Raw genomic sequence first — 23,630 nt, 5'->3', positions numbered from 1 at the left:
TACCCACTGGTTGGATCGCACGCGAAGAAGCAGATCAGCGCTCAAAAAAATACGTTTGCTCTTGACCCCGCATGGGGGTCGCCAAAAACAGCGGTAAAGGGTAACGGCTGCCAAAAACAACAATAGGCCGCCCCTCAATAATAAAAAAAGAGCACGCAACGACAAATTAAAGGGGACCTCCGGGTCCCCTTTGTGCTTTCCGGGTTTTACCCCCGCCCTTCTCCCAGCTCTTCGATGGAAATCTCGCGCATGCGGAATTTCTGCACCTTGCCCGTCACCGTCATCGGAAACTCATCCACGAACTTGAAATACCGGGGCGTCTTGAAGTGGGCGATGCGGCCCTTGCACCAGGTTTGCAGTTCCAGCTCATTGGCGGCGTGGCCGGGATGGAACTTGATCCAGGCGACGATCTCTTCACCGTAGCGTGCGTCCGGGATGCCGATGACCTGCACATCCGCCACCGCCGGATGGGTGAAGAAAAACTCCTCCAGCTCACGCGGGTACACGTTCTCGCCACCTCGGATGATCATGTCTTTGTTGCGTCCGGCAATGCTCACGTAGCCCTGCTCATCCATGGTCGCCAGGTCCCCGGTGTGCATCCAGCCGGCATCGTCGATGGCCTCGCGGGTGGCTTGCGGGTGGTTCCAGTAGCCGAGCATCACGCTGTAGCCACGGGTGCACAACTCGCCGATCTCGCCCCGCGCCACAGTGTTACCGGCAGTGTCGATGATCTTGTTTTCCAACTGCGGCTGGGTGCGGCCAACGGTGGTGACACGGCGCTCGAGGTCGTCATCCGGCCCCGTCTGCAGCGACACCGGGCTGGTTTCGGTCATGCCGTAGGCAATCTGCACCTCGCTCATGTGCAGCTCGCTGATCACTCGGCGCATCACCTCAATAGGGCACGTGGCGCCGGCCATGATGCCGGTGCGCAAGGTCGACAGGTCGAACTCGCGTCGGCGTGGGTGATCCAGCATCGCGATAAACATGGTCGGCACACCGTACAGGCCGGTCGCGCGCTCTTCGGCGACGGCGGTGAGGGTCAGCAGCGGATCAAAGCCGTCATTCGGATAAATCATGGTGGTGCCGTGGGTGATACAGCCCAGGTTGCCCATGACCATGCCAAAGCAGTGATACAGCGGCACCGGGATCACCAGGCGATCCTGCGCCGTCAGGCCCAGGCTTTCGCCGACCATGTAACCGTTATTGAGGATGTTGTGGTGGCTCAGGGTGGCGCCCTTGGGGAAGCCGGTAGTGCCGGAGGTGTACTGGAGGTTGACGGCTTGGTCGAAGTGCAGGCTGGCTTGGCGGGTATGCAATTGCTCGGGCGGCACGCCTGCACCGAGCGCCGCCAGCTGCGACCAGGGCAGGAAACCCGCAGGCGGGGCCGGGTCGAGACTGATGATGCCGCGCAGGTCGGGCTTCAACTCCAGCAGCATGGCATGGTAATCGGAAGTCTTGAATGACCCGGCGCACACCAGCCACTGGCAGCCGGACTGCTTGAGCACGTACTCCAGCTCGCTGCTGCGATACGCCGGGTTGATGTTGACGAGGATCACGCCGATCTTGGCGCTGGCGATCTGGCTGATACACCACTGGGCACAGTTGGGCGCCCAGATACCCAGGCGATCGCCGGTTTGCATGCCCAGGGCCAGGAACGCACGGGCGTGCAGGTCCACCGCCTCGCAGAGTTGCCGCCAGGTGTAGCGACATTGCTGGTGACGCACCACCAGTGCCTCGCCATCCGGATACTGCGCGACGGTGCGATCGAATGCCTGGCCAATGGTCATGGCCAGCAAGGTCTTGTCCTGGGAGCCACGGCTGTAGCTCTGATGCGGTTGATCCATAACGACCCCTGTTGTCTTTTTTGTAGGTTGACGTAAACGTAAACTACGATTGACAGCGTCGCAAGGCAAGCTTACGTTAACGTAAAGGTTAGCGACCTTCCCTGCCGCTCAACCCACACAACAACAAAGCTCACATTAAGGTGCCTGTCCATGAGTTACCCGTCCCTTAACTTCGCCCTCGGCGAAACCATCGACATGCTGCGCGATCAAGTGCAGTCCTTCGTGGCCAAGGAACTGGCACCCCGCGCGGCACAGATCGACAGCGACAACCTGTTCCCCGCCGATATGTGGCGCAAGTTCGGTGATATGGGCCTGCTGGGCATCACCGTCGCGGAAGAATATGGCGGCGCCGGCCTGGGTTACCTGGCCCACGTGGTGGCAATTGAAGAGATCAGCCGCGCTTCGGCTTCGGTCGGCTTGTCCTACGGCGCCCACTCCAATCTCTGCGTCAACCAGATCAACCGCAACGGCAGCCACGCGCAGAAACTCAAGTACCTGCCCCAGCTGATCAGCGGCGAACATATCGGCGCCCTGGCCATGAGTGAGCCGAATGCCGGCTCCGATGTGGTCTCGATGAAGCTGCGCGCCGACAGACGCGGCGATCACTACGTGCTTAACGGCAGCAAGACCTGGATCACCAACGGCCCGGACGCCCACACCTATGTGATCTACGCCAAGACCGACCTGGAAAAAGGCGCCCATGGCATCACCGCATTTATTGTCGAGCGCGACTGGAAAGGTTTCAGCCGCAGCAACAAGTTCGACAAGCTGGGCATGCGCGGCTCCAACACCTGCGAGCTGTTCTTCGATGACGTCGAGGTGCCCGAAGAAAATATCCTCGGTACGCTCAATGGCGGTGTCAAAGTGCTGATGAGCGGCCTGGACTACGAACGCGTGGTCCTGGCGGGCGGCCCGATTGGCATCATGCAAGCCTGCATGGACCTGATCGTGCCGTATATCCACGACCGCAAGCAGTTCGGCCAGAGCATCGGTGAGTTCCAGCTGATCCAGGGCAAGGTCGCCGACATGTACACCCAACTCAACGCCTGCCGCGCTTACCTGTACGCGGTCGCCCAGGCCTGCGAGCGCGGCGAAACCACGCGCAAGGACGCTGCCGGGGTGATCCTGTTCAGTTCCGAACGCGCCACGCAGATGGCCCTCGATGCCATCCAGATTCTCGGCGGCAATGGCTACATCAATGAGTTCCCTGCCGGACGCCTGTTGCGTGACGCCAAGCTGTATGAAATCGGCGCCGGCACCAGCGAAATTCGCCGGATGCTGATCGGTCGCGAACTCTTCAACGAAACCCGCTGAGGGAGCACGCCATGGCCACCTTGCACACCCAGCTCAACCCGCGCTCGGCGGAGTTCGCCGCCAACAGCAGGGCGATGCGCGAACAAGTCGACGCCCTCCACGCCTTGCTTGCTCAAGTACAGCAAGGCGGCGGCGCCAAGGCCCAGGAGCGGCACACCTCACGCGGCAAACTGCTGCCGCGTGAGCGCATCAACCGCCTGCTGGATCCCGGCTCGCCGTTTCTGGAACTCAGCCAGTTGGCCGCTCACCAGGTCTACGGTGAAGACGTGCCGGCCGCCGGGGTGATTGCCGGGATCGGCCGCGTGGAAGGCGTCGAATGCATGATCGTCGCCAACGACGCCACGGTGAAAGGCGGCTCCTACTACCCGCTCACCGTCAAAAAACACCTGCGCGCCCAGACCATCGCCGAGCAGAACCGCCTGCCGTGCATCTACCTGGTGGACTCCGGTGGCGCCAACTTGCCGCGTCAGGATGAAGTGTTCCCTGACCGCGAGCACTTTGGGCGGATCTTCTTCAACCAGGCGAACATGAGCGCCCAGGGCATCCCGCAGATCGCCGTGGTCATGGGCTCATGCACCGCAGGCGGTGCCTATGTGCCCGCCATGGCGGACGAAGCAATCATGGTGCGTCAGCAAGCCACCATCTTCCTCGCCGGCCCGCCGCTGGTGAAAGCCGCTACCGGCGAAGTGGTCAGCGCCGAAGACCTTGGCGGCGCGGACGTGCACTGCAAAATCTCCGGCGTGGCCGACCACTATGCCGACAGCGATGAACACGCCCTGGCCCTGGCGCGCCGCAGTGTAGCCAACCTCAACTGGCGCAAGCAGGGTGAGTTGCGGCAACGGCCGCCCGAGGCGCCGCTGTACAGCGGCGAAGAACTCTACGGCGTGATCCCGGCCGATGCCAAGCAACCGTTCGATGTCCGCGAGGTCATCGCACGGCTGGTCGACGGCTCGGTGTTCGATGAATTCAAGGCACTGTTCGGCACCACACTGGTGTGCGGTTTTGCGCACCTGCAGGGCTACCCGGTTGCGATCCTGGCCAATAACGGCATCTTGTTCGCCGAAGCCGCGCAAAAAGGCGCGCACTTTATCGAACTGGCCTGCCAGCGCGGGATTCCACTGGTATTCCTGCAGAACATCACCGGGTTCATGGTCGGCCAGAAGTATGAGGCCGGCGGTATCGCCAAACACGGCGCCAAGCTGGTCACGGCAGTGGCCTGTGCCAAGGTGCCGAAGTTCACGGTCATCATCGGCGGCAGTTTTGGTGCGGGTAACTACGGTATGTGCGGCCGAGCCTACGACCCACGCTTCCTGTGGATGTGGCCGAACGCACGCATTGGCGTGATGGGTGCCGAACAGGCGGCCGGCGTGCTGGTGCAGGTCAAGCGCGAACAAGCCGAACGTGCGGGCACAGGGTTCAGTGCCGAGGAAGAGGCGGCGATCAAGCAGCCGATCCTCGACCAGTACGAGACTCAGGGCCACCCCTACTACTCCAGCGCACGCCTGTGGGACGACGGTGTCATCGACCCGTTGCAGACCCGCGACGTGCTGGCCCTGGCCTTGTCCGCCGCGCTGAACGCCCCCATCGAGCCGAGCCGCTTCGGCGTGTTCCGCATGTAAATGGAGCTGTACCCCATGAGCGATTTCAACACCCTCGAACTGGTCACCGACACGCGTGGTTTCGCCACCCTGTGGCTCAGTCGTGAGACCAAGAACAACGCGTTCAATGCCGAGATGATCCGTGAATTGATCATCGCCCTCGACCGGGTACAGGCCGACCCGTCCCTGCGCTTTCTGGTGCTGCGCGGGCGCGGCAAACACTTCAGCGCCGGTGCCGACCTGGCCTGGATGCAACAATCGGCCGAGCTGGACTACCACACCAACCTGGACGACGCTCGCGAGCTGGCCGAGTTGATGTACAACCTGGCCAAGCTGAAGATCCCGACCCTCGCGGTGGTGCAAGGGGCGGCTTATGGCGGCGCCCTGGGCCTGATCAGTTGCTGCGATATGGCGATTGGCGCCGATGATGCGCAGTTCTGCTTGTCGGAAGTGCGCATCGGCCTGGCCCCGGCCGTGATCAGCCCGTTTGTGGTGCAAGCCATCGGCGAACGCGCGGCGCGCCGCTATGCCTTGACGGCCGAGCGCTTTGGCGGCCAGCGCGCACGGGAAATCGGCCTGTTGGCGGAAAGCTACCCCGCCGGTGAGCTGGACCTGCAGGTCGAACAGTGGGTCGCCAACCTGCTGCAAAACAGCCCGGCCGCGATGCGCGCCAGCAAGGATTTGCTGCGCGAAGTCGGCAACGGCGCTCTCACCCCGGCCCTGCGCCGCTATTGCGAAAATGCCATTGCGCGGATTCGTGTCAGCGCCGAAGGCCAGGAAGGCTTGCGCGCCTTCCTGCAGAAACGCCCGCCCAGCTGGCAAGCGCAGGAGCCACGTTCATGAGCAAGCTGACCACCGTACTGGTCGCCAACCGTGGCGAAATTGCCTGTCGCGTGATGCGCACGGCCAAAGCCATGGGCCTGACCACCGTGGCCGTACACAGCGCCACCGATCGCGATGCGCGCCACAGTCGCGAGGCAGACATTTGCGTTGACCTGGGTGGCAGCAAAGCGACCGACAGCTACCTGCAAATCGACAAACTGATCGCCGCCGCCCAGGCCAGCGGCGCCCAGGCGATTCATCCGGGCTACGGCTTCCTCTCGGAAAACGCCGGCTTTGCGCGTGCGATTGAAGCGGCTGGTTTGATCTTCCTCGGCCCGCCCGCCTCGGCCATCGACGCCATGGGCAGCAAGTCGGCTGCCAAGGCACTGATGGAAAGCGCGGGCGTGCCGCTGGTGCCGGGTTATCACGGCGAGGCCCAGGACCTGGAGACCTTCCGCAGCGCCTGCGAACGCATCGGCTACCCGGTGCTGCTCAAGGCCACGGCCGGTGGCGGCGGCAAGGGCATGAAGGTGGTCGAGGACGTCAGCCAACTGGCTGAAGCCTTGGCTTCCGCCCAGCGCGAAGCGCTATCGTCCTTCGGCAATGGGCAGATGCTGGTGGAGAAGTACCTGCTCAAGCCACGCCATGTGGAAATCCAGGTGTTTGCCGATCAGCAGGGCCACTGCCTGTACCTCAATGAGCGCGACTGCTCGATTCAGCGTCGTCATCAAAAAGTCGTGGAGGAAGCGCCCGCCCCCGGCTTGAGCGTGGAACAACGCAAAGCCATGGGTGAAGCCGCCGTGCGTGCGGCCCAGGCCATCGGTTATGTGGGCGCGGGCACCGTGGAGTTCTTGCTGGACGCGCGCGGCGAGTTTTTCTTCATGGAGATGAACACACGGCTGCAGGTGGAACACCCGGTCACCGAGGCGATTACCGGCCTTGACCTGGTGGCCTGGCAGATCCGTGTCGCCCAGGGCGAACCGCTGCCGATCACCCAGGAGCAGGTGCCGTTGATCGGCCATGCGATTGAAGTGCGCCTGTATGCCGAAGACCCGGCCAATGATTTCCTGCCGGCCACCGGGCATCTGGCGCTGTATCGCGAGTCGGCGCCGGGCCCAGGCCGCCGCGTGGACAGCGGCGTTGCCCAAGGGGACAGTGTCTCGCCATTCTACGACCCGATGCTGGGCAAGCTGATTGCCTGGGGCGAAGACCGCGAACAGGCAAGGTTGCGGTTATTGAGCATGCTCGATGAATTCGCCGTCGGCGGGCTCAAGACCAACCTGGGTTTTCTGCGGCGGATCATCGGGCATCCGGCGTTTGCGGCGGCAGAGTTGGATACCGGGTTTATTCCGCGCTATCAGGATGAGCTGTTGCCGTCGCCCGGCGCATTGAGCGATGAGTTCTGGCAGATGGCAGGCTCGGCCTTCATGCAGAGCCTGCCGACCGCCGATGGCCCCTGGGCGGACACACGCGGGTTCCGCGCCGGGCTGCCGGCCGAGGTCTCCCTGCATTTGAGCTGCGGCGGGCAAGACCGGCTGGTGACGCTGGCGGACAGCACATCGCAGTGGCGCGATGAGCAGTTGCTGACCGAACAGCACGGCGTGCGTCGCAGCCATCTGGCGGTGCGCCAGGGGGCGCTGCTGTATCTGCGCTGGGACGGTGAGATGCATGCGGTCGGCCTGTTTGACCCGATTGCGGCGGTCGAGGCCAACCAGTCGCATCAAGGCGGCCTCACGGCGCCCATGAACGGCAGTATCGTGCGGGTGCTGGTGGACGTCGGGCAAAGTGTGGAAGCCGGGGCGCAGTTGGTGGTGCTGGAGGCGATGAAGATGGAACACAGCATCCGTGCCCCCCAGGCCGGGGTGGTCAAGGCGCTGTTTTGCCAGGAAGGTGAAATGGTTGCCGAAGGCAGTGCCTTGGTGGAGCTGGAAACGGCGGACTAAAACTTCGCGGTGGCTTGCACCACGACGCCGAGGATTCGGCAATCGTCGCTGAATACCTGCTTGGGGTAAGTGGGATTGAGCGGTACCAGGTAGAGCTGGCCGCTCTCTTCCTGCAACTGGCGAAAGGTCGCCTGGGCGCTGTCGGCCCATTGGGCAAGCACCAGCTTGCCAGGTGCGGCGTCGATGGCCGGGTCCACCAGGATCAGCATGCCGGCGCCGATGCTCAGACCGCTGGGCGCCGTCATGGCGTCCCCCATCACGGGTAGCCAGAATGCCTCGCCCTGGGCGTGGTAATCGGTCGGTTCAAAGCGCGCAGTTGCGTAGGTGCCGCGCTCTTCGCGCATTTCACAGAGCCCTTTCCAGTCGCTGACCGGGTAGCGAAAATACGGGTTGTAGTGTTGCTCGTGGGCCTCAGCCCCCTCATTGATTCGTTCACGAACCTCAAGCGCGACTTCCAGGTACCCCAGGCCGAGTTCCTTCAGTACCCGGTTCATGTCCGCCAGGCTGGGCACGCGGCGTTTATTCAGCCAATGGCCAACGCCCCCCTGGGACATGCCCAGGCGCTCGGCCAATTGGTCCTGCGTGACCTTGCGGTCTTTCATGTGGGTTCTGACCAGCGCTATCCATTTATCCATGGCGCCTGACAATACGTTGCGTATTTTCCAGGGCAATAAACAGTTTGTAGTAATCCATAAAACGACATAAATACGATACGTACTATCATCGAACATAAGGTTTTCGACACCCACTCAGAGTAGCGCCCCTTATGATGACCAGCCCGTCTTTACTCGCTCAAACACCTGAATACGACGAACTGCACGGCATGCGCAGCAGCGGCGCGGCCCAGCGCGCGTTGGACTTCTACTTGAAAGAAGATATGTCTGCATCGATGCCGGAAGAGGCCTTGTTCGCCATCCACCCCGGCATCAGCCAGGAGGAAGCCCTGGTCCACGCTTCAGACCTGTTGCGCAGCGCGGCAGCCACGGCCTACGAATCGGCGAGCAACCATCAGGGCAACCAACGGGACCTGGCATTTTCAGTGGTGTATTTGATTGATATGGCCAAAGCGATGGTGGAACGGTCGCTGCAGGCATCGGTGCCGCAGTCACAGGCATGACGGGCACGCGGGAAAAATATTTCTATCCGACGGATAAAAACATTTGACTTGCAAATGATAATGATTATTATTGGACTCAGCTGATCGCGAGATCAGTCGATAGACCAAGGGACCTTAGGTCGGACTCTTGGAATATCTCCTCATCAGGCTAATCACGGTTTTTGACCCGGCTCTTTGGCCGGGTCTTTTTTTTGCCAGTTTCCCTGGCATGGCTTCAGGCTAATGAAGACTGTGTGTTGCTCGATGGCGCGCATGGTAGCAAAAGAGCATCAACCAAAGAAAGTCGCATGAACGCTCTAGCCCGTATCTTTGAGAAATAGCGCTTGAGAATCAATCTCATAGATTCTAAGCTGCCAGAGCGTCAAGGATGACGCCCCCTCCCCCTGCAACAATTTTGCATCCAGATTTTTCCTCGCGCCTGTGTAAGATATCCGCCACAACAACTCATAATCAGGCAGCCAGACTATGACCGTGGCCTTGACCTCAATCAAGATCAGCACCGACTTCGACAGCGGCAATATCCAGGTCCTGGATGCCAGCGACGCTTATCAGTTGCTGCTGGCGATCAAACCCGATACCCGCAGCCCGCACTTCCAATGGTTCCACTTCAAGGCTGAAGGCATGCATGTGGGGCACACCCACACCTTCCGCCTGAGCAATGCGGGCCGCTCCTCTTATAAACATGCCTGGAGCGGCTATAACGCCGTGGCTTCGTACGACCATATCAACTGGTTTCGCGTGCCCACGCGCTTTGATGGCGAAATCCTGCACATCAGCCTCCAGACTCGCGAGAAACAAGTGTGGTTCGCCTACTTCGAACCCTACAGCCGTGAACGCCATGACTGGCTGATCGACCAGGCCCTGAATCGCGCCGGCACTGAGTTGCTCGCTACCGGCAAAAGTGTCGAGGGCCGCGATATCCAATTGCTGCGCCGTGGCAAGGGTGGCGAAGGCCGACGCAAAGTCTGGATCATCGCGCAGCAACACCCCGGCGAGCACATGGCCGAATGGTTTATGGAAGGCATCATCGAACGCCTGCAACAGGACGGCGATACCGAGCTGAAAAAACTGCTGTCCGTCGCCGACCTGTACCTGATACCGAACATGAACCCCGATGGCGCCATCCATGGGCATCTGCGTACCAATGCCATGGGCCAGGACCTCAACCGAGCCTGGCAGAGCGCCAATCAGGAAACCAGCCCCGAAGTGCTGTTCGCCCAGCAGCAGATGGAAAAGTATGGCGTCGACCTGTTCCTCGATATCCACGGCGACGAGGAAATCCCCTACGTGTTCACCGCCGGCTGCGAAGGCAATCCCGGCTACACTCCGCGTATCGAGAAACTGGAAAAACACTTCCGCAGCCACTTGAGTGGGTTGACCCGCGACTTCCAGACCACCCACGGCTACACCCGCGACCTGCCGGGCGAGGCCAACATGACGCTGGCCTGCAATGCCGTCGGCGAGAAGTACGACTGCCTGTCGCTGACCCTGGAGATGCCCTTCAAGGACAACGACGACGCGCCCAACCCGAAAACCGGCTGGTCAGGCGAGCGCTCCAAGCAATTGGGCAAGGACGTCTTGAGCACCGTGGCCGATATCGTCACGGCGCTGCGCTAACCTCCCCGCCCCCGGCATCAGCCCTTGGTGCCGGTCATGCTTTGCAATACACCATCGCGCCGGATCAGGCCGTGGAACAACGCCGCGGCCAGGTGCAACAGCACCGTCAGGAACAACAGGTAAGCGAGATAACCATGGGCCTTGCGCAACAGCGCAAACAATGGCGCGTTCGCCCCTACCAGTGCCGGCAGTTGTACCGAACTGCTGAGCATCACCGGATCGCCGGCCGCCGAAATCATTGCCCAGCCCAACAAGGGCAACACCAGCATCAATGCGTACAGCACCAGGTGGGACGCCTTGGCCGCCAACACTTGCCACAGTGGCAAATCGGCGGGCAGCGGCGGTTGCCGGGTAGAGAAACGCACCACCAAGCGCACGATCACCAGCGCCAGAATCGCGATACCCAGCGGCTTGTGCAGGTGAATCAGCCACTCGTGACGTTCCGACACGGATGCCACCATGCCCGCGCCGATAAACAACATGGCGATGATCATCAGCGCCATCAACCAATGCAGCAGACGCGCCAGTGGTGCGAAAAACCTGGGTTGAGCATTCATGGCTTCGACTCCTGTGGGGCGCTGTGCAGTGGGCTGACTTCACCCGCGCGGCGCAGGTAGGAACTGGCGTAAGCGGCCGAACGGGCAGCCAGCAATGGGTCGTTGGAGGCTTCGATGCCGCTGGGCAGAATCAGCGGGTCGAAGTTGATATCGCGGCAATCACCGTCCGCCTGGGGCTGGCTGCTTTGCAGCACCAGGGTGCCGGCGTTGAGCACCTTGTGCTCACCGGTCCAGGGCTTGCTGGCGTCGTCCACCGGGTCGCCGGGGTTGGCCAGGGTCATGTTCAATTGCCAACGCAGCGGCCCGGCCGCCAACCGCTGCACCAAGTCTGTTTCCAGGAAATCGCTGCCCGGCGGCGCGCTGTCACCGCTTGCGTCCTGGCTCTGCGGCACCACGCCCCAGCGTACGGCCTGGCGTTTGCCATCAGTGCCTACCAGGTAAAACGCATTGATGCCGTTATAGGTTTGCGTGGCATAGCTGGCCGACGGCTTGGCGGTCTTGACCCACGCCAGGAACGGCGCCGTCTCCGGGTGTGCGGCGAAAAACGCGGGCATGCTCGCAGGATTCGGCTTGCCGGTGGCCGGGTCCGGCGCGCCGGCCTTGAGCAACTGGTAAAACGCCTCGGGCGTGCCCACCGGGAACACCGGCATGCTGTTCATGCCCGTGCGCCATTGCTGGCCGTTGGCCTGGCTGAACTGCAAGGCCAGACTGCGGATCGGCACGCTGCTGTCCGGCGCATAAGGGTTACCGCTGGGCAGGGCAAACCGGCCAATCACCGGGGTTTTCGCCGCGCTGAATACCTCGGCGCTGGAGTAGGCACGCACCTCAGGGCTGCTTTCGAAATAACCGGCTACGCACACGCCCTTGGCATGATTGCGCCGGAAGCCTGGGTGCTGGCCGTTATTGGTTTCCAAGGCATTGACCAAGGTCTTGGGGCGCAGGCGCTGGGGGTCGAGGGTGCCATTGACGTAGGCAAACGCCCCAGCCATAACCGCCACCACACCACCAATACACGCCAGCCTGACGACCAGACTGGCTGTACTGAGGGGCGGCCGTGGCGGTGATGAATGATCTACCATGAAAAGCTCCAGGGCACGTGGCCGTAGGGGGAAATGAGCTATGAGACGAATCCCATGTAGGTTTATTCCCCTTTTACTGTAGTTATTTTCAAAGTAGATGCGCCGCCCTTCTACCTCTGGTTAAAGGAAGCCGCGCGCTTGCCCAAGAACGCCTGCATGCCCTCCTGCTGGTCCGGCGTGGCGAACAGGCCGTGGAACAATCGGCGCTCCAGACGCACGCCCTCGTGCAATCCCACCTCAAGGGATTGCTCCACAGCCTCTCGCGCCGCCCGGGTAGCCGTGCGAGAAAATCCGGCGATCTGTGCAGCCACCGCCAGCGCCTGCTCCAACAAAGCCGCCGACGGATAAACACGCGACACCAACCCGGCCTGCTCGGCCTCCTGGGCCGTCATCGGCCGGCCAGTCAATATCAAGTCCATGGTCTTGGCCTTGCCGATCAACCCTGTCAAACGCTGGGTGGCGCCCATGCCAGGCATCACGCCGAGCTTGATTTCAGGCTGGGCAAACGTGGCGGTGTCGGCGGCAAAAATCATGTCGCACATCAACGCCAGTTCACACCCGCCACCAAAAGCGTATCCGGCGACTGCGGCGATGGTGGGCGTACGCAGCCGGGTGAACGCTTCCCAGCCGACGAAATAGTCTTCGTTGAGCATCTCCAGATAGGACTTGCCACTCATCTCCTTGATGTCGGCCCCCGCGGCAAAATAGTCCGTGCCGCCGGTGATCACAAAACAGCCCACCTCAGGATCTCGGTCAAGGGTTTCCAGACAAGAAACCAGTTCGGTCATCAGCGCCGAACTCAGCGCATTTTTGACTTCAGGGCGATTGAGCCTGACCAGAATCACCCGGCCATGACGTTCGACCAATACATTCATAAGCACCTCCACTAATTGATAATCTTCAACAACCCCACGCTCTCAGGAATCCCAGATCGCGCCATAAGCGGGTATCCCTTGGGCTTCCAACGCCTGCACCACACGCTGCGTCAGGTTCTGGTTGGCGATGCAGATGACCGCCTCGATGCCATAAGCCTGGACAGCGCCATAGGCCAGTTGCACAAGGTCAGGTTTACCGCGCTCATCGGTATCCCAGATCAGCGCCTGGGGTTGTGCCCGGAGAATTTCATCCACCAATGCGTCACCGTAAGTTTTGCGCGGGCTGCGGGTCGACCAGATCAACCGTATCGGCACGTTGCCTGCCAGCAGGTGCGGCATGACCGGACCGATGCCACTGCCGGTGGCGACGTAGAGCACCGACTTGAATAGCGTCTCCACATTCGCGACCCCGGCGGTGGTAATGCCCTTGACCCAGACCTGGGCAGGCGGTTGCTCAATGAACCGCCCCGTCCAGTCCCCAGCCCGTGAAATGATCAGGCGAAACCCCGCCTGATCCGGCGCAGGGATATTGGCGAAGGAATGCCATTCCAGCAGTGGGTTCAGGCTGATCGCCGTGGATGAGCCGGCAAACGGCGTGGTGTGGGTCAATTGTGCAATTACCGCATGCCGGGAAGGCCGCAGCGTTTCGATCGGCACCCGGCGCAAGCGCAGCCACGGCAGGGCGATACTCAAGGTCAGTAACACCAGCACCCAAAATGCACCGCTGGACAGTGGGTTCCCCCCATCTTCGACGGATGCCGTCAGTGTCAGCCCCCAAAACAGCAGCAGCACCCCCCATCCGGCAAACCGGTGAACACGCTCGAAAGCGTTGTGAAAATGCCCACGCATCCAAGGCAGCGCCATGATCAGCATCAACAACAGCAATGCCATCAACACCGCACCCAGCCACATTGCGCTTGACGAAGCATCACCAGGCTCGCGCAAGTACAGAGCTACCTGCATACCGAACATGGCGCAGAACCAGGCTGTCGCCGCCACTGCCCCGCCACTGTGCAGCCCGCCGAAGTGATACACCTTTGCCACCCGGCGCCGAATGCCCAGCGGCCATTCCAGCGGCACGCGGGTGACCAGCCAGAACAGCCCATTGATCAGGTATTGCTGGCGCACCAAGGTCGCCAGCGAAAGGTTGATCAACACCATCGTCGACACTGCCTGCGTCCCCATGGCCTGCACCCCCGAGCCCAGCCACAGCACCCCTGCATTGCAGGCGATGACCAGTGCAAAGAGACGGTTGTAATAGGAAAACACCGACCACGCGCGCAGGCGCCGCCAGAACCTCGGCTGGGGAGGAATCTGGGCTCGGGCCAGTGCATCAAACATGACCGGCCTCCTTCACGTCCTGCCTTTGTTGCGCCCATTGCAGCAACAGCGCTTTGTCGACCTTGCCTCTGGCCGTCAAGGGCAATTGTTCCAGCGCATAGATCGCCGACGGCACGCAGTAGTAGGCCAAGCGTTGTTCGCTCTGATGCCGGCAAGATTCAATATCGGCGCTGGCCGGTGAAACGAAGGCGATCAGGTTGCGCTCGTCCAGTTTCAGCGTGACGGCGCGTACGCATCCCTCCCCGGCTTCCAGTGCAGCCGACACCGCATCCAGCTCCACACGAAAACCGCGCACCTTGACTTGATCGTCCACACGCCCCAGGTGCTCAAGTTGCCCGTCACGCGTCCAGCGCCCCAAGTCCCGCGTGCGAAACATCCTCGCATCGCCCCCCAGGAACGGATCCGGCCGGTAACGCTGCGCAGTCAGTTGAGCATCGTCCAGGTAGCCGGCTGTCACACCTTTGCCACCGGCCCACATTTCACCGGTTTGCCCTGGTTCACAGGCACGCCCTTGTGCATCGAGGACATACACCGTGTTGTTGGGCGTCGGTGTGCCGATGGTCAGCAATGTGCCGGGGACATGCCGGTGCAAGGTATTGACGATGGTGGTTTCAGTCGGCCCGCAGCCGTTATAGAAATCGCAGTGGCTGGCCCAGCGGTCAGCCAGGGCCTGGGGGCAAGGTTCGCCGGCCACGGCGACCTGCTTGATCGTGGGGCAACGTTGCGGATCGAGCGTGGCCAGGATCGAAGGTGTCGCGATCAACACATCACACTGTGCTGCCGTTTGCGCAATGTCCTTGCCACGGATCAGCAGGGTTGCACCGTGGGCCAGGCAGCCAAGCATTTCCCAGGCGGCCATGTCAAAACCGATATTGAGGATCTGCCCCACGGTGCGGCCAGGCGCCATCCCCATCCGCCCCGGTTCCGTGAGCAGGATATTGCATAGATTGCGATGGGTGACGCGCACACCGTTGGGGCGCCCGGTAGTGCCGGACGTGAACAGCACAAAACACAGATCGTCCGGGTAGGTAACGGCAAATAGACGATGATTGTCCTGGGCAACCCAGGGTTCTTCGGCGAGAAAGTCATCGAGACACAAGCAGCGCTGCGTCGGTGTTTCAGGGATACGTCCCCTCAGGTTCGACAGGGTCAATATGACCGGGCTGGTCAATGTGTCGAGGACCATGGCCAGTTGCACGGGCGGCACGATCCTGGCGTCCTGGGGGACATACGCCGCGCCGATCTTCATCACCGCCAGCAACCCCACCAACATAGGGATCGACCGTTCGACGAACAGCGCCACCGTATCGCCGCGCTTGACCCCCTGCTCGATCAATCGCACCGCCAGGCGGTTAGCCTGGCGGTTGAGTTGTTCATAACTGATGGGCTGGCCCAAACCGACCGCAGCTATGGCCTGAGGAGCCCGTGCCGCTTGAGCTTCGATGGCGTGGTGCACACAGCTATCGTCGAGCGGAACCAACGGCCCCCGGCCCCACTCTTCAAGCATGTACTGCTGCGCGGCGGGTAAATGAGCGAATGCTTCTGGTGAAAAATACGCTTTATCGGTTGGTGACAACGTCATGGACACACCCTCATCGTTTCACCGCCAACCACGTGCTGGCAGTTACAAGGGTGGAGAGACGGCAATCGCCGCGATTACAGCCTCTCAAGCTATGCAGAAACGTCTGACTCAACACAGAGTGAATTTCTTTTCTCGGCTGATGGAATAACCTACAAGGGCCTGCGTCTTCCTCAGTACAACCGACCAGACTTCCACTGCCATGCATGAACTCGACGAACAGTTACGTGAACTCATCCCCAGGTTGCGGCGTTTTGCCGTGTCCCTGACGCGTAACACCAGCAGCGCCGACGATCTGGTGCAGTCGACCCTGGAACGGGCAATCACCCGCTGGGCCGATAAACGCAGCGAAGGTGACCTGCGTGCCTGGCTGTTCTCGATTCTCTACCGGCAGTTCCTCGACGCTCACCGGCGCAGCCGTCGGTATGCGCGCATGCTCGAATTCTTCACCGGCCGTGACGACGCGCACCCTTCGGCAGAGCGCACGGTCATGGCCCAGTCGACCCTGCAAGCCTTCGACCAGCTCAACACCGAACAACGCGCCCTGCTGCTCTGGGTCAGTGTCGAGGGCTTGAGCTACAAGGAAGTCGCCGACATCCTCGACGTACCGCTCGGCACGGTGATGTCGCGTCTGTCCCGGGCACGCCAAGCCTTGCGCCAACTCAGTGACGGCGACATCGCCAGCCCTTCCCTGCGGATACTCAAATGATCAGCCTGCCCCCCAGCGAACGCGATTTGCATGCCTATGTTGACCACCAATTGTCGGAGAGCGACCGCCGTGTGCTCGAAACCTGGCTGGCCGCCCACCCCGACGCCGCGGCTCAAGTGCACGCATGGCAACGCGACGCACAGTTGCTGCGCGCTTCCTTGAGCGGCGCCTTGCAACAGCCGGCCAACCCCGAGCTGGACCCGACGCTGGTTCGCCGACGCCTCAAGCATCAGACGCGCCGCCACGTCGCCAGCGCCGCAGTCCTGCTGATCGCCGTCAGCCTCGGCGGGCTGGGCGGCTGGCATGCCCGCGAAGCCACGCAAGCGCCGACGTTGCCGATGGCCGATGCGATGCAAGCATTCCGCTTGTTCGCCCAGGACGGCATCATGCCGGCCGACTACCAGACCCAGGACGGCGACGCCATGCAGGCGTGGCTGGACCGTTACTTCAACCGCGCCCATCGCCTGCCCGACCTCAGCCCATCGGGCTTCAAACCGGTCAGCGGGCGCCTGCTCACGACCGATCAAGGCGCGGCCGCCATGGTGCTGTACGAGGACGCACAAGGTCACCGCCTCAGCTTCTACATCCGACCACCCGGCCCGAACAACGGGTTCCTGCCCCGTGGCAGCCGCAGTGCCGACGGTTTAGAGGCGCAGTATTGGTCCGGCGGCGGGTACAACTACGCCATGGTCAGGCCGGCGGACCAGCCGGGCACGCCGCTGCTGAAGTTCTAGAACCCTACATCCAGCACCACGTTGTCGAGGTAGGTGCCACCCGGTGGCGTGGCTTGGTCGGTGTAGATCCGGGCGTTGTAGTTGAACACCTGGCTGCCGGTGCCCAGGCCGTTGCCGGGGTTGATTTCCGCCGAGGCACTGGCGCGCCGCGACGCGCCCACGCTGCCCCAACGGGTGGCGCCGGCGCCCTGGAAGATGTCGTAGGCCAAGAGATTACTGCCGGAAATCATCTGCCGTCGTCCGCCCACACTCACCGGGTTCTGCCCGTCGCCCAGGCCGACGGTGTAGGCGCTGCCCTTGGTGCAGGCGACACTGGCCTGGCCGTTGACGGTGGTGAAGGCGCTGACCACTGGCGCACTGCCGAACGCGATCGCCGGCGTGGTGATCTGACAGTCATTGGCAACGGTTATGCTGACGTTCAGCGTGCTGGTGCCACTGCCGATATCGCGCCCTGCGCAGATACCGCCGATGCCAATGCCCGCGCAATAATTCCAGCTCCATAAAATACTCAGTGTCTCGCTGTACACGCCTGCCGCCACGTTACTGCCAACGGTGGTGGCAAAGTAGAGTGGCAAGGTTTTGGTGCCGGGGCCGAACACCAGCCCCAAGTTCGCGGCAATGCCGCCACTGCCGCCGAAATCAAATGCGCTGCCCCGCGTTATCGGGAACGAGGCGGTGTTGTTGCCGTACACCGTGTAGCTGATGACATCACCCGTCGGCCCGAGCATGCCGCCTTGCGCCGAACCGGTAATGGTCGCGTAGAAGTGATCACCGGACGTCAGTACCGACAGCAACGCCGGTGTGCAGTTGATGCCACCGTTGGTGGTCGAACTGGGCTGGGACGTGGTACGTACCGTCATCGAGCTGACTGCCGTGCCGAAGCTGGCCGGCACGGTGGCCACCGCCGAACAGGCGGCTTGCACCGGTATCGATACGGCCAAGCTCGCCACCCCCCACAGCCATTCCTTGACCCGCACACGCACACTCCTTATGTCATTGGCACACCAGCGGCCCGATCAGCGGCACCTGTTCCCGAGTGGTATCCAGTTCAAACCTGGCCTGGCACGTCTGGCCATTGCCGAGGGTAACTTGCAAGGTGTTATGGGCCGCCAGGTTTTCCAGGTACACCAGGCCATCCCAGCCCACCACCGCCAGCGCGCCGCTTTGCTCGTGACGTACCTGGCTGCCCAGGGGCAGTTCCGCATGCTGGGCATCGACCAGCGTGATACTCGCCGAAAGCACCCGACGCATCGGGAACTCGAGCAGATAACCGCTGCCCCGGCGCACGGCCACGCGTTGCTCAACGTTGGGGACTTGCACACTGGCCGGCAGGTTCAGCGGGTCAATCTCGTATTTGGCGCGGTAGTACGCACTGGTCCACGGCACCAGCAGGTGGCCGTTGCGATCGGTCTGGCCCACCACCTGGTTTTCATAGCGCACCGGTACACCGCTGAAGCCATCGGTACTCACCACCACAAATGCATCGTTGACGCGGTTGGCGACGAACACCTGATGGTCCATCCACACCAGTGAGCCGCTGGCATCCGCCCAACGGGTTTCGCTGTCGCGGCTGCCATACACGCCCGCCTGCAACTGCACCGACTGCAAACGCCAGGTCAGGTCGGCCTGGCGATAAGCCGGCCCATCACCGCTGGCGTAACCCAGGTTGACGCCCACCCCGCCTTCGGCCGGCACGGCGCGGCTGTAATTGACCCGTTGCAGGCTTTGCCCGGTCTTGCTGCGCTCACTGCCGACGCTGAGGCTGCCGTAAACGTCGAACGGAATCACCAGTTGCGCCTGCACCGCCCAACTGCTGTCGCCCACCTCATGGTTGGCCGACAGGTAAAAACTGCTGTTGCGCCACAGCGGTTTGCTCCAGGTCAGGTTCACCAGGCGCGTGCGTGAATCATCCGCCGCCTGCACATCAAAATAACCGACGCCCAGGCTGCCGAAATCGTTGAGGTTCAGACTCAAGGTCGCCTGCTGGCTGCGTTTGCTGAGGCTGGCGTAAGGCGTGTCGATCAGGCTCAGGTCGGCGTATTGATCGCGGCGCTCTACCCGTTGGTACGACAGGCTGTAGAGCGGGTTGCTGTATTGGTAGCCCAGGCTCAATTGCTGGCCGGTCCTGCCGTCATACTGGCTTTGGCTGATCGCCGTGTTGAGCACACCGAAGGTGCCCATTCGCAGGTTGCCACCCACGCCGCCCAGGGTCAGGTCGTTAGAGGCTTCCGCGTGGCTTTCCAACGTGAAGGCATCGGACAGCCCGTGGCGAAACGTAGCGCTGACCAGCCCAGGGCCATAACCAAAATCACGCACGGTGTAGTCGCGACGCAGATTACCCGCCGCTACCGAAAAGTCCGACAAGCCCTGTTGCAACAGCGTACTGGTGACATAGAAGGGTACCGTGGTCGACACTTGTCGGCCCAAGGCGTCGGTGGTGACCACCACCGCTTCCCCAGCGCCGTTGATAAACGGCACGTTGGTCAAGGTGTAGGGGCCTGGCTGCAAATCCGCACTGCTGGTTTTATAACCATTGATAAACAAATCCACCGACGACGGCACCGCCGCCTCGCCCGAGAATTGCGGCAATGGGTAGGTCACCAGGTCCGGGCGTACCGCAAAGTCCCGCGACACCTGCACCCCGCCCAGGCGCACCGAAGTGCTCCAGGGCAACGCGGCGCTGATCACATCCCCCGCTTCGTAGGTCAGCAGGCGTTCATCATCGGAAAACCGCCAGGTGGTGTCATACCGTCGATAACCGTTATCCAGGCTACTGCCGACAGTCTCACGACCAATGGTGGCGCGGTACTGCCCGGTGTTGGACAAGGTTCCCCAGGTATCGAACAGCCGCACTTCGTTGAAGACGCCCAGGTAAGTAGCCGCGTCATCGGTGTCGTTCAGATAGGCGTCGTAGTTGAGCATCGCGCCAAAGCTGGTCAACGCGGGAGTGCGTGGGGAGTTGTCGCGATTGCCGATAAACTGTTCAGGCAACCAGGGGGGCGGCACGGTGAGCACCAGCCGCTGGCCCTGGCTGTCGTAGTCGCTGTGCAGGCCCGGCAGGTTATCCAGCGCGATTTCGCTACCGACGTCGGCAGGCAGTTTCATGCCCACCTCTTGCAATACCGAGGCCGGCAGGAACAATTGCCCGGCGCGCTGATTGACCGCGACCACACGGCCGGTGTCCTGCTGGTTGACCACCAGTTCCAGGAACAACTGCGCATCAGCAACAGCCTCCATGCTGCTGGGCGGCGGCGGCAACGGTGCAGCCATGCCCAGCGGCGCAAGCGCCAGGCCGGACAAGCCACCCACCCACACCCTTCGCCATAACCCTGGAGCCTGACCTTGGCTCACCACTACTTTGTGTCCGTCAATGGACATCTCCATCCGTTAACATCCGGGGCTGCTCCATGCCCTAGCGCATTGCCCTACCGCCCCGGCGCCAGGCTCTCCAGCTGCGTTGCACCATTGATGCGGACCTGTAGCGGCTGATCAACGGGTAACCCGTCCGGCACCGGCCAGCGCATGGTCGCGCCCGGCAACACATAGCCCAACAAGCCCTCCACCAGCGGTCGAGGCTGGCCGCCCTGTTTGAACGCGGCATCGGTCAAACGCGCATGCACGGCGCCCTGGTTGCGCATTTCGACGTAGTTGCGTGCGCCCACCGTGACCTTCTTCCAGCTCAAGTCCGGTTTGCCCGCACCCTTCGGGTCGCGATCACGGGTGCCGTCGTCCTTGCTCCACAAGCCCGGCCCATAGGCGAACAGTGGCACCGAATAACGCATCTGGAAGCGGATCGCTGCAGCGGTCTTGCCATCGGCCGGCGTGGCGATGGGTGTGGCCGATGGGATTTCATCGATGATGATGCGATAGGCCAGCTCCTGGCCCGGCGGCACGTCTTTGGTACGGGTCAGGCGCACCAGTTGCTTCTGCCCCGGCTCGATCTTCGCCACCGGCGGGCTGCCGATCACGTCGCGCTGGTTGTGGTACTGCTCGTCGAAACCCTGTTGGGTCCAGGCAAATACACGGATTTGCAGGTTGGCGGTCTCGGTGCCGCGGTTCTCCAGCCACAGGGCGCTGGCCTGTTGATCGGCCTCCAGCACCGGGTCAATCGGCCAGATCAACACGGAGCTGGCAGCCCGCACATTCGCCACGCCCAGTACCATCATGCTGATAACACCCGCGATCCATCCTCGCCGGGAAGCTGCATCCATAAATCCCACTCCTTGTGCCGATCGCTTTACCACGACAGCTGCACCTGCAGCGTATCGCTGTACGTCCCCCCAGGCTGGTTGCCCGGTAACTGCACTCGCCCATAAATCGGCAAGGTGATGTTGTTGGCGTTGCTGTAGGTCACGCTGACGCTCTGGCTGATCCCCAGGCTCTGGCTGAAGGCCGCGTCGCGAAACAACTGGTAAGCCACTTGGGCAGTGCCGCTATTGAGCTGCATCCGCCGGCCGCTGGCGTTATACAAACCGCCATCGACACTCATGTTCAGCGCGACCCCTGGCGTGCATTGCAAGGTCACCCCCCCGGTGAGCGCGACGGACGCCGTGCTGGTCGCCAGCGCTGAGTACGTGCCAAACGCCAGGCTGCCGTAATTCGTGCCGCCGCCGACCACCAGGCACCCCGGGGTGATCGTCGCACTGACCTGGAACGACTGGCTGGTCACCGCCAACAGCGACACCGGCATGCCCCAGCCCACGCACACCAGCAACGCCGCCCACCCAACGCGATTCATGCGCTTAGAAGGTCAGGGTCACGGCAACGGTGTCTGTGTACGTGCCGGCCGGCAGCCCCGCCTTGCCGGTAGCCTTGCCGTAGATATTCACGGCCTGGGCAACCCCGGTGCTCGGCGCCAGGTTGATCACCCCTCCGATGGCCAACAGGTTCGAGTGGCCGCTGTCGGTGTAAAGGTCGTAGGGCACGTAATTGGCCACGCCGTCGTACAGCGCACGTCCTCCACCGGCGGACTTGCCATCGTTGGCCCCTGCAGACACCGTCAACGAGGGTGAAGTACCGGCCGAACACAAGATCGACAACGCTCCGCCGCCGCCGCCCAGCACCTGGCCGGTGGCTTGGGTGAACAGGCTATTGGCGGTACCGAAGTTCAACGCACCGAAACTCATCCCGCCGGTCGCCGCCGCACCGTTGACCAGGCAACTGCTGGTCAACACCAGGGTGGAGGTCACCGTGCCAGCCACCGTGGCCGCCTGCGCAGCCGACACCCACGCCAGCGCCATCAAGGGGAAAACTGCTTTGGAGACAAGTGCATGCATGATATTCATCCTCATGGTTTACCAATCCAGAGTCACCGTCAGGGTGTCTGTGTAGATGCCGGCCGGTAAGGCCTTGGTATTCGCCACCACCAAGCCGAATAACAGGATCGGGATGTGTGTGCCCTTGGTCATGACGAAATGGTGTTGCTGACCGATGCTGTAGGAGATTCTCCCCAGCGGATCGGCCGACAACTGATACGGAATGCTCTGACGACCATTGCTCAGGCGCCGGACAGTGCCGTCACCATTGGTGCCACCGTCGATGGTCACTTTAAAACTGCTCACCACCGACGGATTGCAGGACACCGACAACGGCGCCTTGGTCACATCGGTAACGACCGCGCCCAGAGGGTTGGTCCAGGTCGGGCCCTGGCTGCCGAAGTCGAGCATGGCGGTGCCGCCGGTAGCATTGAGCGGCGTGGTCACCCCACCTTTGCTCACCTCGCAACTGGCCGTAATCACCAGGCGCGCCTGAATCTGCCCACTGACCGCCGCCTCAGCGTCACCCGCCAGCAGCAACAAGCCGCCCACGGCTACCAGGGCCCAACCCCGGCTTACCATGTGACGGTGACCTTGAGCAGGTCGGAATAGCGGCCGACGGCGGGAATATCCCTCAACGGTTCGATACGGCCATACAGGGGCAGGTCGACGCTGCCGGAGTCAGGCACGCGCCCGCTCAACGGTTCATTCACAGGCAAGGGGATGCGACGCGCGGCGTCAGCGTACAGGCGATAGGGAATGGGCCGGGCCGAAGGCGCAGCCGTGGCGAGGTAACGCACTTCACCGACGCCACCATGCAGGCCACCGTCCACGCGCACTTGGTAGGGCGTATCGGGGTTACATTCAAGGCGCGGTTGACGCTGGCTGATCAGGGCCGCGCTCAAGGGACCGGCCGGGTCGTCCAGGCGCGGGCCACTGCCGAAGTCCAGCACACCCAGCTGTTCGATACCGGCACTGCGGGTGGTGCCCACCAATTGGCAGCCGCGCTGTACGTCGATGCGCACCACCACTTGCAGTTGCGCGCCGTAGACCGTACTGCCAAGCATGGCGCCCATGACGGCCAATACTGTGTGTCCCTTCACAGCCCCAATTCCTTATACAGGGGTACAAACTTTGTATGAGGTTAGTCATTTAGCAAGAATCCGCCAGTTTGCGCGGAACAGCCCATACGTCATGCCTTTTTGAGATAACGACTTGCCTGCTTCTCTATTGGTCAAATCGCACC

General features: G+C 62.1%; 22 protein-coding genes. 8 read left to right on the top strand and 14 right to left on the bottom strand.

Annotation, left to right across the window (positions count from 1 at the left end; genetic code table 11):
* Positions 1-206: 206 nt before the first annotated feature.
* A complete protein-coding gene (locus tag ACQRBT_RS19345; RefSeq protein ID WP_104994174.1) occupies positions 207-1,844 on the bottom strand; it encodes an AMP-binding protein in 1,638 nt (545 codons plus the stop codon).
* 150 nt (positions 1,845-1,994) lie between these two features.
* On the opposite strand from ACQRBT_RS19345, the gene ACQRBT_RS19340 reads away from it, so the two are divergent.
* From ACQRBT_RS19340 to ACQRBT_RS19325, 4 genes are read left to right on the top strand one after another with little or no spacing between them, the layout of a single operon-like run.
* Positions 1,995-3,158, top strand: coding sequence for an isovaleryl-CoA dehydrogenase (locus ACQRBT_RS19340; protein WP_412047254.1), 1,164 nt, complete (start codon positions 1,995-1,997; stop codon positions 3,156-3,158).
* Positions 3,159-3,169: 11 nt separating this feature from the next.
* Positions 3,170-4,777: a carboxyl transferase domain-containing protein gene (locus tag ACQRBT_RS19335; RefSeq protein ID WP_060756727.1), complete on the top strand. Its 1,608-nt coding sequence runs from the start codon at positions 3,170-3,172 to the stop codon at positions 4,775-4,777.
* Positions 4,778-4,792: 15 nt separating this feature from the next.
* Positions 4,793-5,599 (top strand): gamma-carboxygeranoyl-CoA hydratase, encoded by an 807-nt coding sequence (locus ACQRBT_RS19330; RefSeq protein ID WP_412047255.1) that lies wholly within the window; start codon positions 4,793-4,795, stop codon positions 5,597-5,599.
* On the top strand, positions 5,596-7,521 hold the full coding sequence (locus tag ACQRBT_RS19325; protein WP_412047256.1) for an acetyl/propionyl/methylcrotonyl-CoA carboxylase subunit alpha: 1,926 nt from the start codon (positions 5,596-5,598) through the stop codon (positions 7,519-7,521). Before ACQRBT_RS19330 ends, ACQRBT_RS19325 begins: the two co-directional genes overlap by 4 nt.
* On the opposite strand, the gene ACQRBT_RS19320 is transcribed toward ACQRBT_RS19325, so the two are convergent.
* Positions 7,518-8,156 (bottom strand): LexA family protein, encoded by a 639-nt coding sequence (locus tag ACQRBT_RS19320; RefSeq protein ID WP_412047257.1) that lies wholly within the window; start codon positions 8,154-8,156, stop codon positions 7,518-7,520. The two genes, ACQRBT_RS19325 and ACQRBT_RS19320, sit on opposite strands and share 4 nt — an antisense overlap.
* Before the next feature lie 131 nt (positions 8,157-8,287).
* Here ACQRBT_RS19320 and ACQRBT_RS19315 point away from each other — a divergent pair, with 131 nt between their 5' ends.
* The gene (locus tag ACQRBT_RS19315; protein WP_104994179.1) at positions 8,288-8,638 is read left to right on the top strand and encodes a DUF6124 family protein; all 351 of its coding nucleotides are present in this window, start codon (positions 8,288-8,290) and stop codon (positions 8,636-8,638) included.
* A 465-nt stretch (positions 8,639-9,103) separates the two neighbouring features.
* The gene (locus tag ACQRBT_RS19310; protein WP_104994181.1) at positions 9,104-10,255 is read left to right on the top strand and encodes a M14 family metallopeptidase; all 1,152 of its coding nucleotides are present in this window, start codon (positions 9,104-9,106) and stop codon (positions 10,253-10,255) included.
* Positions 10,256-10,272: 17 nt separating this feature from the next.
* On the opposite strand, the gene ACQRBT_RS19305 is transcribed toward ACQRBT_RS19310, so the two are convergent.
* The 5 genes from ACQRBT_RS19305 to ACQRBT_RS19285 all read right to left on the bottom strand — a co-directional run bounded on the left by ACQRBT_RS19305 (position 10,273) and on the right by ACQRBT_RS19285 (position 15,689).
* Complete coding sequence (locus ACQRBT_RS19305) at positions 10,273-10,812, bottom strand: cytochrome b (RefSeq protein ID WP_060756733.1); 540 nt, start codon at positions 10,810-10,812, stop codon at positions 10,273-10,275.
* Positions 10,809-11,891, bottom strand: a complete 1,083-nt coding sequence (locus ACQRBT_RS19300; protein ID WP_244385526.1) for a catalase family peroxidase — start codon at positions 11,889-11,891, stop codon at positions 10,809-10,811. The genes ACQRBT_RS19305 and ACQRBT_RS19300 overlap by 4 nt, the downstream gene beginning before the upstream one ends.
* A 110-nt stretch (positions 11,892-12,001) precedes the next feature.
* Entirely contained in the window at positions 12,002-12,766 is a 765-nt protein-coding gene (locus tag ACQRBT_RS19295; protein WP_090370131.1) for an enoyl-CoA hydratase-related protein, read from the bottom strand.
* Between the two features lie 42 nt (positions 12,767-12,808).
* Positions 12,809-14,107 (bottom strand): hypothetical protein, encoded by a 1,299-nt coding sequence (locus ACQRBT_RS19290; RefSeq protein ID WP_412047258.1) that lies wholly within the window; start codon positions 14,105-14,107, stop codon positions 12,809-12,811.
* The gene (locus tag ACQRBT_RS19285; protein ID WP_060756737.1) at positions 14,100-15,689 is read right to left on the bottom strand and encodes an amino acid adenylation domain-containing protein; all 1,590 of its coding nucleotides are present in this window, start codon (positions 15,687-15,689) and stop codon (positions 14,100-14,102) included. The genes ACQRBT_RS19290 and ACQRBT_RS19285 overlap by 8 nt, the downstream gene beginning before the upstream one ends.
* A 199-nt stretch (positions 15,690-15,888) precedes the next feature.
* On the opposite strand from ACQRBT_RS19285, the gene ACQRBT_RS19280 reads away from it, so the two are divergent.
* Together ACQRBT_RS19280 and ACQRBT_RS19275 are read left to right on the top strand one after the other, a co-directional pair.
* Positions 15,889-16,395, top strand: a complete 507-nt coding sequence (locus ACQRBT_RS19280) for a sigma-70 family RNA polymerase sigma factor (RefSeq protein WP_060756738.1) — start codon at positions 15,889-15,891, stop codon at positions 16,393-16,395.
* Complete coding sequence (locus ACQRBT_RS19275; protein ID WP_060756739.1) at positions 16,392-17,129, top strand: anti-sigma factor family protein; 738 nt, start codon at positions 16,392-16,394, stop codon at positions 17,127-17,129. The genes ACQRBT_RS19280 and ACQRBT_RS19275 overlap by 4 nt, the downstream gene beginning before the upstream one ends.
* Here ACQRBT_RS19275 and ACQRBT_RS19270 read toward each other — a convergent pair.
* Genes ACQRBT_RS19270 through ACQRBT_RS19240 form a run of 7 tightly spaced genes read right to left on the bottom strand, consistent with a single transcriptional unit; the run spans position 17,126 to position 23,460 of the window.
* Positions 17,126-18,106 carry a Csu type fimbrial protein gene (locus tag ACQRBT_RS19270; RefSeq protein ID WP_201026491.1) on the bottom strand — a complete coding sequence of 327 codons (981 nt, stop codon included), beginning with the start codon at positions 18,104-18,106 and terminating at the stop codon, positions 17,126-17,128. The genes ACQRBT_RS19275 and ACQRBT_RS19270 overlap by 4 nt on opposite strands.
* A gap of 16 nt (positions 18,107-18,122) precedes the next feature.
* Positions 18,123-20,513, bottom strand: coding sequence for a fimbria/pilus outer membrane usher protein (locus ACQRBT_RS19265; protein WP_412047259.1), 2,391 nt, complete (start codon positions 20,511-20,513; stop codon positions 18,123-18,125).
* Positions 20,514-20,554: 41 nt separating this feature from the next.
* Positions 20,555-21,340 (bottom strand): fimbrial biogenesis chaperone, encoded by a 786-nt coding sequence (locus ACQRBT_RS19260; RefSeq protein ID WP_060756742.1) that lies wholly within the window; start codon positions 21,338-21,340, stop codon positions 20,555-20,557.
* 26 nt (positions 21,341-21,366) lie between these two features.
* Entirely contained in the window at positions 21,367-21,867 is a 501-nt protein-coding gene (locus tag ACQRBT_RS19255; RefSeq protein WP_060756743.1) for a Csu type fimbrial protein, read from the bottom strand.
* Positions 21,868-21,871: 4 nt separating this feature from the next.
* The gene (locus tag ACQRBT_RS19250) at positions 21,872-22,405 is read right to left on the bottom strand and encodes a Csu type fimbrial protein (protein ID WP_060756929.1); all 534 of its coding nucleotides are present in this window, start codon (positions 22,403-22,405) and stop codon (positions 21,872-21,874) included.
* 18 nt (positions 22,406-22,423) lie between these two features.
* On the bottom strand, positions 22,424-22,966 hold the full coding sequence (locus ACQRBT_RS19245) for a spore coat protein U domain-containing protein (RefSeq protein ID WP_090370119.1): 543 nt from the start codon (positions 22,964-22,966) through the stop codon (positions 22,424-22,426).
* A complete protein-coding gene (locus ACQRBT_RS19240) occupies positions 22,960-23,460 on the bottom strand; it encodes a Csu type fimbrial protein (protein WP_425226343.1) in 501 nt (166 codons plus the stop codon). Before ACQRBT_RS19240 ends, ACQRBT_RS19245 begins: the two co-directional genes overlap by 7 nt.
* Positions 23,461-23,630: the final 170 nt, after the last annotated feature.

This window comes from Pseudomonas sp. R19M (genome assembly GCF_050312585.1).
In the GTDB taxonomy this organism is placed as follows: Bacteria; Pseudomonadota; Gammaproteobacteria; order Pseudomonadales; family Pseudomonadaceae; genus Aquipseudomonas; species Aquipseudomonas palleroniana.
This window is presented reverse-complemented; position numbering and strand designations above follow the sequence as displayed.